The following is a 15718-nucleotide window of genomic DNA, read 5'->3' as shown; positions in this document are numbered from 1 at the left end:
AAGCAGATGAGGCCATCGGAGGTGCCTCGAGGCTCCGGGGGCCCGGGGAGGGGGAAAGAGACAGGCCGCTGATGAACCCCGAGAGGATGGCCTGGATCGTCACCGCGTGGAAGAAGAGCATCGAGAGCACGTCCGGGTCGACGCCGCCGCCGCCACCGAACCCCGCCCCGCCGGCGCTCCCGCCGCCGTCGCTCTGGGAGACCAGATCGCCCATCACGTCGATGAACTGGGTCTGGAGAATGGCCATCACGCCGAGCAGGGTGATGTACGTCATCACGATGATCGCCACCTGCATCCGGGTGCGCGACTTGCGCTCGCGCTCGATGTCGTCCTGGTTCTCCGAGGCCTGCGCGGCCGTCGTCAGCACGTCCGTGATCTGCGAGGAGGCCTCCTGCGCCTCGGCGATCAGCTTCACCGTCCGGGCGAGCCGGGGCACCGCGTACGAGTTGTTGAACTCCACTAAGGCGTCGCGCAGGCTCATGCCGTAGTTCACCTTCGCGTGGATCACCTCGAACTCCTCCGCGAGCTTCCCGGTCGACGTGTCCGAGACCGTGCGCACGGATTCGAGCAGCGTCTGCCCGGTGTCGTTCGCGGAAGAGAGCTTCCGGAGGGTCTCCGAGAGCTTCCCGGTCACCGCCCGCCGCGAGCGCTGGTGCCACTCGTAGAATACCCCGAGCGGGATCATCACGACGTAGGCGGGCACGTAGAGCCAGACGAACGCCGACCACACCGGCCGGGCGATCCAACCGTCGACCGTCGTCGGCGCCGAGCCGGCGGCGACTGCGACGCCGACCAATGCGAGCGCCGCCGGCACGGTCAACGCGAGGGTGTACAGGGGGTTCTCGCGCAGAAAGATGTGCGGCGCCGAGAGGATCTCCCTCGTCTTGTGGGTCCCCTCGCGGTCGCGGATGCGGTCGAAGACCCCGAAGCTCCCGACGAACGACTCCACGAGCCCGAAGTGGAGCAGCCCCTCCCGACTCGTCTGCCGGAGCCGCTCGCTCCCGCCGTCGGGCTGGAGGTAACCGTCGCCCGGGTCGTCCTGTTTCACCGTCGAGACCAAGACGAGGAAGCCGACGCCGACGAGCGGGATGAGCAGGTACACCGTGACGTACAGGAGCCGGTCGTCGGCCTCGCCCATCATCCCCATGATGACGAGGATGATGATGAGGAGGAGCGGGAACAGGGAGAGCGTCATGTACATCTCGCCGAACAGCTCCAGTGTCTCTAAGGTCATCTCGCGCTCCTGTTTCGACGTGCGGAGGTGTTTCTCCTTTTTGTCCTTCAGGAAGCCCTCCATGTCGCCGCCGGAGTTGACGATAGAGAGCATGTCGGCGAGGAACTGCGAGAGCTCGTCGGAGGGGGTCTCCAGCGACTGCTGGCGGATCGCGTTTCGGTAGTCGGTCCCGAAGTACTCCGTCTCGTTGACGATGCTCTGGAACTCGCGGGACACCTCCCCGTAGGTGTCCTCGGCGGTCGCCATCGCGCGGAGGATCTCGAGCTGGTTGAGCCCGCCGACCGATAGCGCGTACATGAACGACACCGAATCCGCGAGCAGGAGGTTGATCTCGCGCTTCCGCGAGGAGGCCCGCGAGTACGGGACCGCGACGAGCCCCCCGAACCCCACCGCGAAGCCGATCGAGCCGAAGACGAGCCCGCTGAGAAGCACGGCCGTCGGCACGACGAGCGAGCGCAGCGTCGCCTGAACGCCCGGCGTCGGCGCGGGGATCCCGAGCGAGAGCGCCTCCGGATCGATCAGCCCGAGCGAGAACACGCCGTAGCCGACCAGCGTGCCGAGCGCCCAGAGCGCCCCGCCGACGAGGAGGCCGACGGCCAGCGCCAGCGAGACGTACATCTCGACCTGGTCCGGCATCCGCGCCTCCGCCAGCTTGCGCTCCACGTCCGCGACGAAGTCGCCGTCGGCGTCGAACAGCAGCTCGAATATCGGGTAACACAGCTCTGCGAGCACGTTCGCGTCCACGTCGCCGTCGCCCGCGTCCACGTCGAGGCTCACGGCTCGGCCCTCGCGACGGACACGGCGCTACCCCTCCTCCGCGGGCTCGACGGCGCCGAACCCCCAGTCGTCGATGTCGTCGGTCGCCGCGCCGTCGGCGTCGTCGGTCGAGGCGCTCTCCGCGTCGTCGGACTCCGCCTCACGGTCATCGGAGTCCGCCTCGCCGCCGGAACCGACCGCGCCGCCGTCGGCCTCCGCGTCGGCGGTCTCGTCCGTTTCGGGGTCGGCGGCGCTGAACCCCTCGCCCACGTCGGCCGACGCGTCCCCCTCGGACCGCGCCGACGGGGCCGAGAGTACGTCGACCCCGTCATCGAACGGCTCGCCGAAGTCGATGTCCCCCGGCGCGCCGGAGCCGTCGTCGGCGGGAGCGGCGCTCGCTTCTGGAGTCCGTTCGAAATCGGCGTGACTCGGGTCGGTAGGCGGCTCCGGCGAGGAGTCGGCGGCGGGGTCGGGGTCCGTCTCCACGGGATCGCTTCGGCCCGAGTCCGAGCCGCTCGGCGCTCCGTCGGCCGCGGTCGCCTCCGTGGCCGCCTCGCCGAGCGCCTCGCGGTCGCCCGTCGACTCTGCCTCGATGTCGCGGGCGTGGTCCATCTCGAGGAGCGCGTCCGCGACGGAGTCCGGCACGTCGCCCCGATAGGTCTCGAACAGGTCCTCGGCCGCGTCGAGTATCTCCGCGGCCTCCTTCTCGCCGGCCGCGTCCGGCGTCGGACGGGGGACCAGCTTCTCCTTCTCGCGGTCGACGTTGATGAGCACCGACTCCATCTCGCGGAGGTCCTCCAGCGACCGCTCCAGCTCGTCGTTGGCCATCAGCGCCAGCACCGTCTCCGGGTCGTTGATGAACGCCTGAAACGTCGCCGCCACCTGCGCGTAGCTGTTGAGTCCGCGGTCGATGAGGTACGCCAACACGACCCGACGTTTGCGAAGCTCCTCGTCTAGCATCGCCCGACTCCAACCGCGGTCGAACATGATGTCTTCGAGCGTGTTCGAGTCGCCCATCTGGAGGAACTCGTCCGTCTCTGCCTGCCACTGGAACACGTCTTGGACGTTGATCTCGTCGTTTTCGGCGTCGTAGTGGTTGATCTCGGTGATCGACTTGTTCCGGCGCACCTTCTTGCCCTGAACGCGGGTGGAGGTCTGGATGGAGACCAGGTCCAGCGCCGTGAACATCGTCTTCGAGACGTTGATCGGGTCGGTGGTGAACCGCTTGAGCACCTCGCCCACGGAGTCGGCGTGGAACGTCGTGTAGGTGGTGTGCCCCGTGGACATCACCTGGAAGGCGGTCCGCCCCTCTTCGCCGCGAATCTCGCCCATCACGATGTAGTCCGGTCGCTGCCGGAGCGCGGCCTCCAGCAGGTCGAACTCGTCGATGTCGCCCTTGTCGTCGTCGGAACAGGAGGGACGGGTGACGGAGGCGATCCAGTTGCGCTGGGGGAGCTCCACCTCGCGAGTGTCCTCGATGGAGACGATCTTCGCGTTCGAGGGAATAAAGAGGGAGACGGCGTTCAGACTCGTCGTCTTCCCGGAAGCGGTACCGCCGGCGAAGATCAGGCTCTTGTGGTTCTCGATCGAGAGCCAGAGGAACGCCATCTCGTCGAGCGAGAAGGTCTTCCAGTTGATCAGGTCGATCGGGGTGAACGGGACGTCGTTGAACTGGCGGATCGTGTAGTTGGTCCCGTGGTCGGAGACTTCGCTCCCGAGCGTGAGCTGCGCGCGCGAGCCGTCCGGGAGGGTGGCGTCTACCTGTGGCCGGCGCTTCGAGATCCCCTTTCCTGACCGCTGGGCGAGCTTCACCACGAAGTCGTCCAGCTCGTCGGTGCCGTGGTGGACGTTCGAGATGATCTGCTCGTACTCGGAGTGGTAGACGAAGACGGGGGAGTTGTAACCGTCACAGGAGATGTCCTCGACGTTGATGTCGTACTTGATCGGGTCGATGCGCTCGTAGCCGACGAAGTCCCGCTTGAGGTAGTACAACAGCTTCTCGACCTGGTGCGCCGAGAGGGTCCGGGCGTCCTCCGCGAGGACGGCCGGCTCGGGGCGGGCGCTGATCTCCGGCGGGTTCGCCGGCGACTCGACCGGGGGCTCGTACCCCAGTGACTCCGCGATCCGCCCGGCGATCCCCTCTGTCGGGTCGATGCCGAACCGGTCGACCAGCGTGTCCGCGATCCCCCGCTCGTCGCCTTCGTCCTCGTAGAGCCCGTAGCGGTCGAGCAGCGTGCGCGCCTCCTCGACTATCACCTCCTCGCGGAACGACTCGTCGCCGCCGGCGATCGACTCGTCGGCGTACTTGATCGAGGTCCGGAGCTTGCCGGTGAGGAACTCCGTGAGGTCCGCCTCGATCTCGGTCCGGTACGGCTGGACGACGTAGTACTTCGCCTCGTTCTCCTTCCGCGACCGGAAGACGATGACGAACGCGTACGGCTTGTTCACCCAGTAGCGCTCCTCCTCGCGGAAGTGCGTCTTCTTCTGTATCGGCACCGCCTTCTCCAGGTCGTACCGGTTCGTCAGGGTGGTGTGACCCTCGTCGGTCGAGAAGAAGGCGTCCTCGTCGAGATCCGGGTTGACGTCGACGGTGCGCTCGTCGACGAGGTCCGCGAGGTCGGCCGCGGCCTCGCCGCCCGCGCCGAGTAGTTCCTCCGTGCGGTCTGGGTCGAAACCCAAGGCCTCCGTCTTGTCCTCGTGGGTGAACGACAGCGGCTCGTCCTCTCCCTCCTCGTTCTCCTCGGTCGGCCGGTTCCCGTCCTCGTCGAGGAAGAACTCCTCGCGGTAGTCGTCCCAGGTGTAGTACCCTTTCAACACGGGGACGGAGTAGGGGTCGTAACGGGCCGCGCACAGGTCCCAGAGGGCGTCGCCGACCGCCGCGGCGGCGCGGAAGCGGTAGTCCGTCTCGCTCGGGTCGAAGCCGAGCAGCGTCGCCGGATCGAACGCGACTCGGTCCCACTCCTCGGGGGTCGGCGGGCGGGACGGGACCGACTCGACATCGGCTCCATGCGCAACGACGACGCCGGAGACGCCCTCGCGACCGACCGACCGGTCGAAGACGGTTCGTGGGATCGGTTCCGCGGCCGCTGCGGTCTCGGCACCGGGACTCGATGTCGCCTCCACGCCGTCGCGTTCGTCCTCGAAGGAGAACGTCGCGTCGTCCGGGTCAGCGTCGGCATCGACCCCCTCTCTTTCTGCGTCGTCGGTGCCGTCGCCGCCTCTCCCGTCGCCGTTGGCACCGTCTCTCTCGCCTTCGGTCTCGTCCTCACCCGCGGCGGCTGCGGGCGGGGTCACCCGCCGATCGCCGGTCGGCACGACGGCGGCACCGCTAAGAACGACCGCGTCGGGACCGACGACGAGCGTCCCTCGATCCGGAGTGCCGTGTCCGGGAACGGCCGTCTCGCCGTCCGCCGCGAACGGCTCGTCGACCCCGGCAGTTCGGATAACCCCGTCGACGCCGTCCGGCAGGTGGAGGGCGACGGCGTCCGCCGGGACTACCGGCGCGTCCGGCACGTCCGCGTACACCCGCGCCGCTGCGTCCTCGTCCCCGCGATCAGCGAGTAGCGTCCGCCACGTGTACCGGTCGGTGACGACCGGCGAGCAGTCGTTCGGTCCGTCCCCCTCCTCGAAAATCACGTTCTCGAACGCTCGGTCGTCCGTTTCGTCTGTTTCGTCCGCCTCGCCCGTCTCGTCCGTCGATACCTCCTCAGCGCCTCGCGTCTCCGGTTCGGCAGGGTCCGCGTCCGAATCGGCTGACCCGGACCCGTCGGACGCCGATCGACCGCCCCCGGTGTCGGATTGGAGGGCGGATCGTTCGACATCCTCGTCGCTCATAGTTCCGGGAACGCGCGGTCCGTTGAAAAAGGTGTCTCGCAAAACACCGCGATTGATAATCGACCGCGGACGGGCGGATTTTAGTCCCCCGCGCGCCGACCCTCCGTCGTGTCACGCTCCGACAGGTTCCCGCGACTCCGCCGACTGCGTCAGCGCGCGGTCAGGCGGCGCGTCCGGGCGGCGATCGCCGAGGAACTGCTCGGAACCCCGCGGAGCCTCGCCGTCGTCTGCGCGTTTACCGCGTTCATGTTCGCGGTGGGAGTCGGGTACTACGCGCCGACCGCGGACGAGGTGCCGGTCGTCCTCTGGCCGCTGTACGCGGACTCCGCGGTCGCGGTCGCGCTCGGCGGCGGCGTCCTCGCCAGCGTCGTCCCGACCGTCCGACGCGGCGGCAGCGTCACCGCGGACGCGCCCACCTCTCGCGGACTCGCGTACCTCCACACGGTCGCGTTCGTCTGGCTGGTCCAGTTCGGGCTCTGGCCGCTGGTGTCGCTCAACCTCGCAGTCGGTCAGTACGTCTCCGCGCCCGACGCGCTGATCTACTACTGGGGCGTGATCGGGACGCACCTGTTGTTCGTCGGGCTCGCGCTCCTGTTCCCTGCGTTCGGCCGCACGACCCGCGGGGCGCTCGCGACCGCGCTGGGGCTCGGCGTCGCGAACGCCGTCGTCGACTACGGACTCGGATATCACCCGCCCCTGTTGTACGAGCCCGGCCCGGGCCTCACCGCCGCGACGCTCGCAATCGCGGTCGGTGCCGTCACGCTCGCAGCGCGCTCGTTCTGTCGGGTGGGTAAGGGACCGGCGTAGTACATCGTCTGAAACGGTAGATCCCCTACACGGTGTTAAATCACAAACAGGATACGCTGATCCGAGCGCAAGCGGTACGAAAGGGCGCGGCGGGATCCACGCGAGCGAACGCAGTGGGCAAGCGTGGAGCCAGTCGCGCCCGTAGCCGAGCGAGGCGAAGGAACGGGCGCGACGGGATTCGAACCCGCGATCGAGAGGTTAGGAACCTCTCGCCCTGTCCGCTAGGCCACGCGCCCAAGACGGGAGGAGAAAACGGGACCGCGGTGATCGGTCGGCGTCGGGGACGACTTACGCGCTGGTTTCTTTGTCGGTCTCGGTCTCGAGGTCGTCGAACTCGTCGTCCTCGTCGTCGAGCGTCGAGTCCGCCTGCCCGCCATCTTGCATGTCTTTCAGCTCCTCTTCGACCTGTTCGCGCCCCTTCCGGAACTCGCCCATCGCCTGCCCGGTCGACCGCGCGAGCTTCGGGATCTTGTTCGCCCCGAACAGCAGGACCAGAACGCGCAGGATGATGAGGAGCTCCGGGCCCGCCGGAATGCCGCCGATCAGTGGAATCGCACTTATCATCTCTACTCCGCTCTAGCCCTGTGGCGACTATAGTCTTTTTGCCTTATCGGGTCGGCGCGGGCGCCGCGCACGGCCGCAGCGAACGCGAGCGAACGGCGCCGCCGCTCGGTAAGCGAATGGCTGAGATCTGTCGTCAGCACCCGGGAGGACCGAATCAGTCGGAACGCGCGAGCCGTGCGAAGTACCAGTCGCCGTCGTAGCGGACGAGCGGAGCGACGCCCTCCTCCGTCGCGATCGCGTCGATGACGGCCGCGAACGCGTCGGAGTGCGGCGGGGCCTCCGCGTGCTCCGAGTCGATCGCCGCGTCGAGGACCGCGCGTTGGTCCGCGGTCGGGTCGTCGATCGATCGGCCGCGCTCCTCGCCGACGGCCCGGCGGAAGTCGCGCTGCGACGAGGCGACGCGGTCGGCGCGGACGGCGACGGTCCGCACCTCGACCGACCGCTCCCCGTCGAACGCGAACCGCAGCAGCTCGCCGTCCCACTCGACCCGCTGGTCGTCGTTCCCGGGGACGAACAGCGAGCGCTCTCGCCGCTCGGCGGACGCGTACGCGAACTTGACCCCGAACGGCGGGTAGTGCGGCGCGTGGACGAGCGACGCGTCCCCGAGCGCGTCGAGGACCGTGTCCCGGTCGTGGTCCGGGAGGTCCGCGAAGGGGACGCTCGACGGGGGACCGAGGAGGAAGGAGTCGACGGCGTCGACCTCCACCGTGTACGCGTAGCCCGGTGCCGCGACGGAATCGACCGTCTCGGTTTCGATCCGGTAGTACTCGGGGCCGTCGGTGACGACGTACGGTGCCGAGACGCCGGGCCCGTAGTACCCGTCGACGGTCCCTTCTCCGCCGTCGATCGCGGTCCGGACGGCCGTCCGTCCCGCGTGTCCGACGAAGTCGACTGGGGTGCTAAACTCGTTTGAGACGCCGACCAGCGAGGCCTCGTCGAGCCTGAGCACCGTCTCCGTGCGGGGGGCGTCTCCGCCGTCGTCCGTGAAACAGCCCGACAGCGTCGTCAGCGATGCGGTCGCCGTGAGCAGTGCCACCGTTCGACGTGAGAGGCGGCGTGGAGGGCCGGACATCACCTGTCCTGCGTCGGTGGTACACTTAATTCTCCCCCCGGCTCGCCGATCTGGCGCCCTCCGGCGTCACACGACGCGAGTCGGTACCCGAGCCGGCGGCCGAGTGCCGCCGCCGAAACGGTGATACGCCCGGCCGACGACGACCCGGTATGCCAGACGTCGGCGACGACGCCCCAGACTTCACCGGATCGGTCGTGGACGGCGACATCGAGCCGTTCGAACTCTCCGAGCACGTCGGCGACGAGCCGGTCGTGCTCGCCTTCTTCCCCGCCGCCTTCTCGAACACCTGTACCGACGAGATGGAGGCGCTACGGGACGGGTTCGACCGCGACGACTGTACGCTGTTCGGCGTGAGCACCGACCTCCCGCACGCGCTCGTCGCCTACCGCGTTCAGTACGACCTCCCGTTCGCGCTCGTCGCCGACCCGGACCACCGCGCGGTCGAGGCGTACGACGTCGTCGAGGACTTCGCACACTACGGCGTGGAGACCGTCGCGCAGCGCGCGGTCTTCGTGATCGACGCCGACGGGACTGTGACGTATCGCTGGCTCGCGGACAACGCCGGGCAGGAGCCGGACTACGACGCGCTCGCCGAGGCGGTGGCGGACGCGGCCGCCTGACCGGAGGGCGAACCGAGCGGTCGGGCGGGTCGCGCTCAGGCCGGGTCGCGCAGCGAGTCGAGCGCCTCGGGGTTCTCCATCGACGAGAGGTCGCCCGGGTCCTCGTCGTTGTACACCGACTCGATCGCGCGACGGATGATCTTCCCCGACTGCGTCTTCGGGAAGGCCTCGACGAACAGGAGTTCGCGCGGCCGGAACGGCTTGCCGTGTTCGTCGCCGACCAGCGCCCGGAGCTCCTCGCGGAGGTCGTCGCTCGGGTCGGCGCCCGGTTCGAGGACGACGTACGCGACGACCGCGGTCCCGGTGGTGTCGTCGGGGACGCCGACGGCCGCGGCCTGATTGACCGCGTCGTGGTCGATGAGGACGCCCTCGATCTCGGCCGGGCCGACCTTCCGCCCCGCGACGTTGAGCGCGTCGTCGGCGCGGCCGTGGAGGAACCAGAAGCCGTCCTCGTCCTTCTGCGCGAAGTCGCCGTGGTCCCACAGGTCGGGCCACGTCGACCAGTACTCGTTCAGGTAGCGCTCGTCGCCCGACCACAGCGACTTCGTCATCGACGGGCAGGAGTCGCGCGCGACGAGATAGCCGCGCTCGCCCGACTCCCGCACCGACTCGCCCGACTCGTCGACGATGTCGATGTCCATCCCGAGTCCCGGCCCGCCGAGGGTACAGGGCTTGAGGGGTTGGTTCGGCATCGGCATCAGGAAGCAGCCGCAGATCTCCGTCCCGCCGGAGATGTTGATTACCGGGCAGTCGCCCCCGCCGACCGCGTCGTGGAACCAACGCCACGACTCTGGGTCCCACGGTTCGCCGGTAGAGCCGAGGATACGGAGCGAGGAGAGGTCGTGCTCGTCGACCCACTCGTCCCCGTGCTTTCGGAGCGCGCGGATCGCGGTCGGCGAGATGCCGAACTGCGTGATCCCGTGCCGGTCGATCAGCTCCCAGAAGCGGTCGGGCTCCGGGTGGTCGGGCGCGCCCTCGTACATCACCACCGTGCCGCCGAACGCGTGGTTGCCGATCAGCGTCCACGGCCCCATCATCCAGCCGATGTCGGAGACCCAGAAGAACCGGTCAGCGGGCTTCTGGTCGAAGCCGAAGTGGATCTCCTTCGCGCACTGCGTGAGGACGCCGGCGTGGGTGTGGACGATCCCCTTCGGCTCGCCCGTCGTCCCCGAGGAGTACAGCAGCATGGACTCCTGGTCGCTCGGGAGCCGCTTCGTCTCGAACGACGACGGCTGCGAGCCGACCGCCTCGTCCCAAGTTCGGTCGCGCTCGTCGTTCCACGGGACCGGGTCGACGTCGCTCCCGCTGTCAGCGGAGTCGGCCGCGGGCGTCGCCCCCAGCCGGTCGTACACGACCACGTCCTCGACGTGACCCGCGTCGGCGACAGCCTCGTCGGCGGTCCCCTTCAGCCGGACGCCGTCGCCCCGGCGGTAGAACCCGTCGCCGGTGAACAGGACGGACGGCTCCGCGTCGTCGATCCGCGTCGCGGTCGCCTCGCGGCCGAACCCGGAGAAGATCGGCACGGCGATCGCACCGACCTTCAGGCAGCCGTAGAGGATCGAGACGACCTCGGGCACCATCGGCATATACAGCCCGACGGTGTCGCCGGTCTCGATCCCCGCCTCGGTCAGGTAGTTCGCGACGCGGTCGCTCTGCCGGCGGAGCTCGTGGAACGTGATCTCCCGGACGTCTCCGGGCTCGCCCTCCCAGATCAGCGCGACGCGGTTGCGGTTCGGCGAGTCGACGGCAGCGTGGCGGTCGACGACGTTGTGCGCGACGTTGACCTCGCCGCCGAGGTACCAGTCCGAGAACTGCGGCCCGTCGGCGTCGTCCCGGACCGCGTCGTAGTCGGTGAAGAACTCGATGTCGAGATAGTCGACGATCTCGTCCCAGAACCAGTCGACGCCCGACGCGGGCTCGCCCGGGACCTCCGAGGTGGTGCGCTCGATGAGCTCCTCGTAGTCGTCGATCCCATACTCGCGCATGAACGCGGCGACGTTCGTCGACTCGGCGAACGCCTCGCTCGGTTCGTGTACGACCTCGTCTATCCCCTCGTACTCGTCCATCTCGCTCGGTGATTTTCGCGGCGACAGTAAGTAACTTTCCTGAAGGACTCGCCGGAGGTGTGCGTACTCGCCCGCGACCTCGACGGTCCCGCCACGTCCACCGGTGCGTCGCCGTCGTCGCGGACCGGCAGGTCGAGGCGGCTCGGCTCGGCACTGTTCCGTCCGAGGCAGCCGGCAGTCGCGCCGGCGAGCGCACCGATTCCCGCGGCGAGGTCGCTGCGTCGTTCCGTGGGCATCGCTCGTCGCGACGGAAGTTCAAGCCCGCACAGAGGACCGGTGGCGCCTGGAAAGCGAACGGACGCCGCCGAGCGCGGTGCCTACTCGTCGTCCGTCTCCGCCTCGTCGTCGCCGTCCGCGGCGGCGTGGATCGACTCGGGGACGATGTCGACGGAGGCGACCTCGTCGTCGGGGTCGAGGTTCATCACGATGACGCCCTTCGTGTTGCGACTCACCGTCGATACCTCCTCGACGCGGGTTCGCATGATCTGACCGTCGGCGCTCATGGCGATCAGGTGGTCGCCGTGGGTCACCGCCTCGATGGCGACGACCTCGCCGTTCCGGTCGCCGGTCTTGATGTCGACGAGCCCCTTCCCGTTCCGCGACTGCGGGCGGTACTCGTCGAGGTCGGAGCGCTTCCCGTAGCCGTTCTCGGTGACGGTGAGCACCCAGTTGTGGTACTCGTCGTCGATGGCGGCGACGCCCGCGACGGCGTCGCCCTCGCGGAGGTCGATGCCGATCACGCCGCGGGCCGTCCGGCCCATGGCGCGCGCCTCGGACTCCTCGAACCGGATCGCCATCCCGTCCCGGCTGCCGATGACGATGTCCGTGTCGCCGTCGGTCACCTCGACGTCGACGAGTTCGTCGCCGTCCTCCAGCCGGATCGCCCGGATCCCGGTCGAGCGGATGTTCCCGAACTCGTCGACCGCGGTCCGCTTGATGTAGCCGCCGCGGGTGACCATCGTGAGGAACTCGTCGTCGTCCAAGTCCTCGGTGTTGACGACCGACTCGATCTCCTCGCCGTCGTCGAGGTCGAGGAGGTTGACCGCGGACTTCCCGCGCGCCGTGCGAGACATCTCCGGGATCTCGTAGGTCTTCAGCTCGTAGATCTGACCGTGGTTCGTGAACACGAGGAGGTAGTCGTGGGAGTTGGCCGCGAACACCGAGGAGACGCGGTCCCCCTCTTTGAGCCCCGTGCCGATGATCCCCTTGCCGCCGCGGTTCTGCGCGCGGAACGTGTCGAGCGACATCCGCTTGATGTAGTCGTCCTCGCTCATCACGACGACGCACTCCTCCTCCGGGATGAGGTCCTCGTGGGTCACGTCGCCCGCGTCCTCGATGAAGCTCGTCCGGCGCTCGTCGTCGTACTCGGCTTTGATCTCCTGAAGCTCGTCGACGATCACCTGATCGAGCTCGGCGGGGTCGGCGAGGATCGTCTCCAGCCGCTCGATACGCGCCTTCACCTCCTCGTACTCCGACTCGATCTCCGCCGTCTCCATCGACGTGAGCGAGCCGAGCTGCATCCGGACGATGTGGGCCGCCTGCGCCTCGGTGAAGTCGAACGCCGACTCCAGCGCGGCCTTCGCGGCGTCGCGGTCGTCGGAGTCCTGGATCGTCTCGACGACGCTGTCGACGTTGTCGAGGGCCTTCAGCCGCCCTTCGAGGATGTGTGCGCGGTCCTCGCGCTCGGCGAGCTCGTGTTCGGAGCGCCGGCGCACCACCTCGCGGCGGTGGTCGACGTAGTGTTCGAGCGTCTGCTTGAGGTCCAGCACCTGCGGCGAGCCGTCGACCAGAGCGAGGTTGATGACGCCGAACGTGCGTTCGAGGTGGCTCTCCAGCAGCTGGTTCTTGACGACTTCCGCCATCGCGTCGCGCTTGAGCTCGACGACGATCCGGATCCCGTCGCGGTCCGACTCGTCGCGCAGGTCGCGGATCCCTTCGATCGCGCCCTCGTTGACGTCCTCGGCGATGCGCTCGACGAGCCGCGACTTGTTCTGCTGGAAGGGGAGCTCGCTGATGACGATCCGTCCCTCCTCCTCGTGGACCTCGAACTCCGCGCGGACGCGGATCCGTCCGCGCCCCGTCTTGTACGCCTTGTGGACCGCGTTCCGCCCGACGATGTTCGCGCCGGTCGGGAAGTCCGGCCCCTTGACGTGTTCCATCAGATCCTCGACGGTCGCGTCGGGGGTCTCTATCAGCTCGACGGTGGCGTCGATCACCTCGCCGAGGTTGTGGGGCGGGATGTTCGTCGACATTCCGACGGCGATACCCGACGAGCCGTTGACGAGCAGGTTCGGGAACGCCGCGGGCAGCACCTCCGGCTCCTCGAGGCGGTCGTCGTAGTTCGCCTGGAAGTCGACGGTGTCGCGCTCGATGTCCGCCATGAGCTCCTCGGCGATGGGGGCCATCCGGGCCTCCGTGTACCGCATCGCGGCCGGCGGGTCGCCGTCGACGGAGCCGAAGTTCCCCTGCCCGTCGACCAAGGGGTAGCGCATCGAGAAGTCCTGCGCCATCCGGGCGAGGGTGTCGTAGATGGCGCTGTCGCCGTGCGGGTGGTAATCGCCCATCGTCTCGCCGACGACGGAGGAAGACTTGCGGTGCGCGGAGTTGCTCGTTACGCCCGCCTCGTTCATCGCGAAGAGGATCCGGCGGTGGACGGGTTTGAGCCCGTCGCGCACGTCGGGGAGCGCGCGACCCGCGATGACGGACATCGCGTAGTCGATGTACGACTGCTCCATCTCGTCTTCGATGCGGGCGTTCGTCACCTGCGCTGCGCGGACGTCGCCGGGGTCGGCGTCGGGAGTCTCCGAGCTCATATGTCCACCCACTCCGCTTCGGTCGCGTGCTCCTTGATGAACTGCTTGCGCGGCTCGACCGCGTCACCCATCAGCACGTTGAACATGCGGTCCGCGGCGGCCGCGTCGTCGATGGCGATGCGCTTGAGCCGGCGGTTCGTCGGGTCCATCGTGGTGTCCCACAGCTGGTCGGGGTTCATCTCGCCGAGCCCCTTGAACCGCTGGACCTGCGTGGGGTTGCCGTCGCACTCCTCCTCGACGATGCGGTCGCGCTCCGCCTCGGTCATGGCGTCGTACGTCTCGCCGCGGTACCGGACGCGGTACAGCGGGGGCTGGGCCGCGTACACGTAGCCGGCCTCCAGAAGTGGCTTCATGTGCCGATAGAGGAGCGTGAGGAGCAGCGTCCGGATGTGGGCGCCGTCGACGTCGGCGTCCGTCATCAGGATGATCTTGTTGTACCGGACGTCGTCGAGGTCGAACTCCTCGCCGATGCCCGCGCCGATCGCGGTGATCAGCGCGCGGATCTCGTCGTTCTCTAGGATGCGGTCGAGGCGGTGTTTCTCGACGTTGAGGATTTTCCCCTTCAGCGGGAGGATCGCCTGGTTCTCGCGGTTCCGGCCCTGCTTGGCCGAGCCGCCCGCGGAGTCGCCCTCGACGACGAACAGCTCCGCCTCGGTCGGGTCGCGGGTCTGGCAGTCCGCCAGCTTACCGGGGAGCGCGGTCGACTCCAGCGCCGACTTGCGGCGGGTGAGCTCCTCGGCCTTCTTCGCGGCCTTCCGCGCGCGCGCCGCCTCCGCGGCCTTGTGGACGACCTTCTCGGCGGTGTCGGGGTTCTCCTCGAAGAAGGTGCCGAGCTTCTCGTGGGTCGCGGACTCGACGACGCCGCGGACCTCGCTGTTGCCGAGTTTCGTCTTCGTCTGCCCCTCGAACTGCGGGTCCGGGTGTTTCACCGAGACGACCGCCGTGAGCCCCTCGCGGACGTCTTCGCCCTTGAGGTTGGCGTCGAGGTCGTTGACGAGTCCTTGTTCGTTGGCGTAGTCGTTGACGGTCCGCGTGAGGGCGGTCTTGAAGCCGGTGAGGTGGGTGCCGCCCTCGCGGGTGTTGATGTTGTTGGCGAACGCGTGGACGGAGCCCTGGAGCTCCTCGGTCGCCTGCATCGCGACCTCGACGTGGACGCCGTCGGTCTCGCCCTCGAAGTAGATGACCTCCTTGTGGATCGGCGAGCGCGTCTCGTTGAGGTACTCGACGAACTCGCGGATGCCGCCGTCGTAGCGGAACGTCTCCTCGCTGTCGTCGCGGTCGTCGGCCAGGCGGATCTCGACACCGGAGTTGAGGAAGGCGAGCTCGCGGAGTCGGTTCGCGAGCGTGGAGGTCTGGAACTCCGTCGTCTCGAATATCTCCTCGTCGGGCCAGAACCGGATCTCGGTCCCGGTCGACTCGCCGGCGTCCATGTCGCGGACGCGCTCGAAGCCGTCCTCGTCGGGTTCGCCGCGCGCGAACCGGTGGCGGAAGACGCCGCCGTCACGTTTGACCTCGACCTCGAGCCGCTCGGAGAGGGCGTTGACGACGCTGACGCCGACGCCGTGGAGCCCGCCGGAGACCTGGTACGACTTGGAGTCGAACTTCCCGCCGGCGTGGAGGACCGTCAGGATGACCTCGAGCGCGGGGCGGTCGTACTCCTCGTGAGTGTCGACGGGGATGCCGCGCCCGTCGTCGCTGACGGAGACGGAGCCGTCGTCGTGGATCCGTACCTCGATCTCCTCGCAGTAGCCCGCGAGGGCCTCGTCGATGGAGTTGTCGACGACCTCGTAGACGAGATGGTGGAGCCCCCGACCGTCCGTGGACCCGATGTACATCGCCGGTCGCTTACGGACGGCCTGTAGGCCTTCGAGGACCTGAATTTGGCCGGCTCCGTATTCGCTCTGCTCTGACATAGGAACTTACACTCGCTAGTCGCTGTCGGGTTATAAACC

The 15718-nt window shown here is 68.4% G+C and carries 9 protein-coding genes and 1 tRNA gene; 2 read left to right on the top strand and 8 right to left on the bottom strand.

Features of this window, described 5'->3' with window-relative positions; translation table 11 throughout:
- Together B9H04_RS04990 and B9H04_RS04985 are read right to left on the bottom strand one after the other, a co-directional pair.
- A partial coding sequence (locus tag B9H04_RS04990; RefSeq protein ID WP_249025093.1) for a type II secretion system F family protein occupies nt 1–2011 on the bottom strand: 2011 nt, incomplete at its 3' end.
- 27 nt (nt 2012–2038) lie between these two features.
- Nucleotides 2039–5824, bottom strand: coding sequence for a type II/IV secretion system ATPase subunit (locus tag B9H04_RS04985; RefSeq protein ID WP_085682501.1), 3786 nt, complete (start codon nt 5822–5824; stop codon nt 2039–2041).
- Nucleotides 5825–5932: 108 nt separating this feature from the next.
- On the opposite strand from B9H04_RS04985, the gene B9H04_RS04980 reads away from it, so the two are divergent.
- Complete coding sequence (locus tag B9H04_RS04980) at nt 5933–6631, top strand: DUF1405 domain-containing protein (protein ID WP_049929479.1); 699 nt, start codon at nt 5933–5935, stop codon at nt 6629–6631.
- A gap of 163 nt (nt 6632–6794) precedes the next feature.
- On the opposite strand, the gene B9H04_RS04975 is transcribed toward B9H04_RS04980, so the two are convergent.
- The 3 genes from B9H04_RS04975 to B9H04_RS04965 all read right to left on the bottom strand — a co-directional run bounded on the left by B9H04_RS04975 (nt 6795) and on the right by B9H04_RS04965 (nt 8267).
- Nucleotides 6795–6867: transfer RNA gene (locus B9H04_RS04975), tRNA-Arg, on the bottom strand.
- A 52-nt stretch (nt 6868–6919) separates the two neighbouring features.
- A complete protein-coding gene (locus B9H04_RS04970; RefSeq protein ID WP_085682500.1) occupies nt 6920–7195 on the bottom strand; it encodes a Sec-independent protein translocase subunit TatA/TatB in 276 nt (91 codons plus the stop codon).
- 154 nt (nt 7196–7349) lie between these two features.
- On the bottom strand, nt 7350–8267 hold the full coding sequence (locus B9H04_RS04965) for a hypothetical protein (protein ID WP_049929477.1): 918 nt from the start codon (nt 8265–8267) through the stop codon (nt 7350–7352).
- Between the two features lie 149 nt (nt 8268–8416).
- On the opposite strand from B9H04_RS04965, the gene B9H04_RS04960 reads away from it, so the two are divergent.
- Nucleotides 8417–8887 carry a redoxin domain-containing protein gene (locus B9H04_RS04960; protein ID WP_049929476.1) on the top strand — a complete coding sequence of 157 codons (471 nt, stop codon included), beginning with the start codon at nt 8417–8419 and terminating at the stop codon, nt 8885–8887.
- A gap of 35 nt (nt 8888–8922) precedes the next feature.
- Here the strand turns inward: B9H04_RS04960 and B9H04_RS04955 are convergent, their stop codons facing one another.
- From B9H04_RS04955 to gyrB, 3 genes are all read right to left on the bottom strand, one after another.
- A complete protein-coding gene (locus B9H04_RS04955) occupies nt 8923–10953 on the bottom strand; it encodes an AMP-binding protein (RefSeq protein WP_049929473.1) in 2031 nt (676 codons plus the stop codon).
- A gap of 317 nt (nt 10954–11270) precedes the next feature.
- Entirely contained in the window at nt 11271–13766 is a 2496-nt protein-coding gene (gene gyrA, locus B9H04_RS04945; RefSeq protein ID WP_049929472.1) for a DNA gyrase subunit A, read from the bottom strand.
- Nucleotides 13763–15679: a DNA topoisomerase (ATP-hydrolyzing) subunit B gene (gyrB, locus tag B9H04_RS04940; protein WP_085682499.1), complete on the bottom strand. Its 1917-nt coding sequence runs from the start codon at nt 15677–15679 to the stop codon at nt 13763–13765. The genes gyrA and gyrB overlap by 4 nt, the downstream gene beginning before the upstream one ends.
- Nucleotides 15680–15718 lie beyond the last annotated feature (39 nt).

The organism is Halorubrum ezzemoulense DSM 17463, from assembly GCF_002114285.1.
GTDB lineage: Archaea > Halobacteriota > Halobacteria > Halobacteriales > Haloferacaceae > Halorubrum > Halorubrum ezzemoulense.
The sequence above is the reverse complement of the archived record's forward strand: the minus strand, read 5'-3'. Positions and strand labels throughout refer to the sequence as shown.

Excerpts from the sequence above, each read along its gene's own strand:
- B9H04_RS04960 (WP_049929476.1), top strand. The coding sequence starts at position 8,417 with ATGCCAGACGTCGGCGACGACGCCCCAGACTTCACCGGATCGGTCGTG.
- gyrA (WP_049929472.1), bottom strand. The coding sequence starts at position 13,766 with ATGAGCTCGGAGACTCCCGACGCCGACCCCGGCGACGTCCGCGCAGCG.
- gyrB (WP_085682499.1), bottom strand. The coding sequence starts at position 15,679 with ATGTCAGAGCAGAGCGAATACGGAGCCGGCCAAATTCAGGTCCTCGAA.
- B9H04_RS04955 (WP_049929473.1), bottom strand. The coding sequence starts at position 10,953 with ATGGACGAGTACGAGGGGATAGACGAGGTCGTACACGAACCGAGCGAG.
- B9H04_RS04970 (WP_085682500.1), bottom strand. The coding sequence starts at position 7,195 with ATGATAAGTGCGATTCCACTGATCGGCGGCATTCCGGCGGGCCCGGAG.
- B9H04_RS04985 (WP_085682501.1), bottom strand. The coding sequence starts at position 5,824 with ATGAGCGACGAGGATGTCGAACGATCCGCCCTCCAATCCGACACCGGG.
- B9H04_RS04965 (WP_049929477.1), bottom strand. The coding sequence starts at position 8,267 with ATGTCCGGCCCTCCACGCCGCCTCTCACGTCGAACGGTGGCACTGCTC.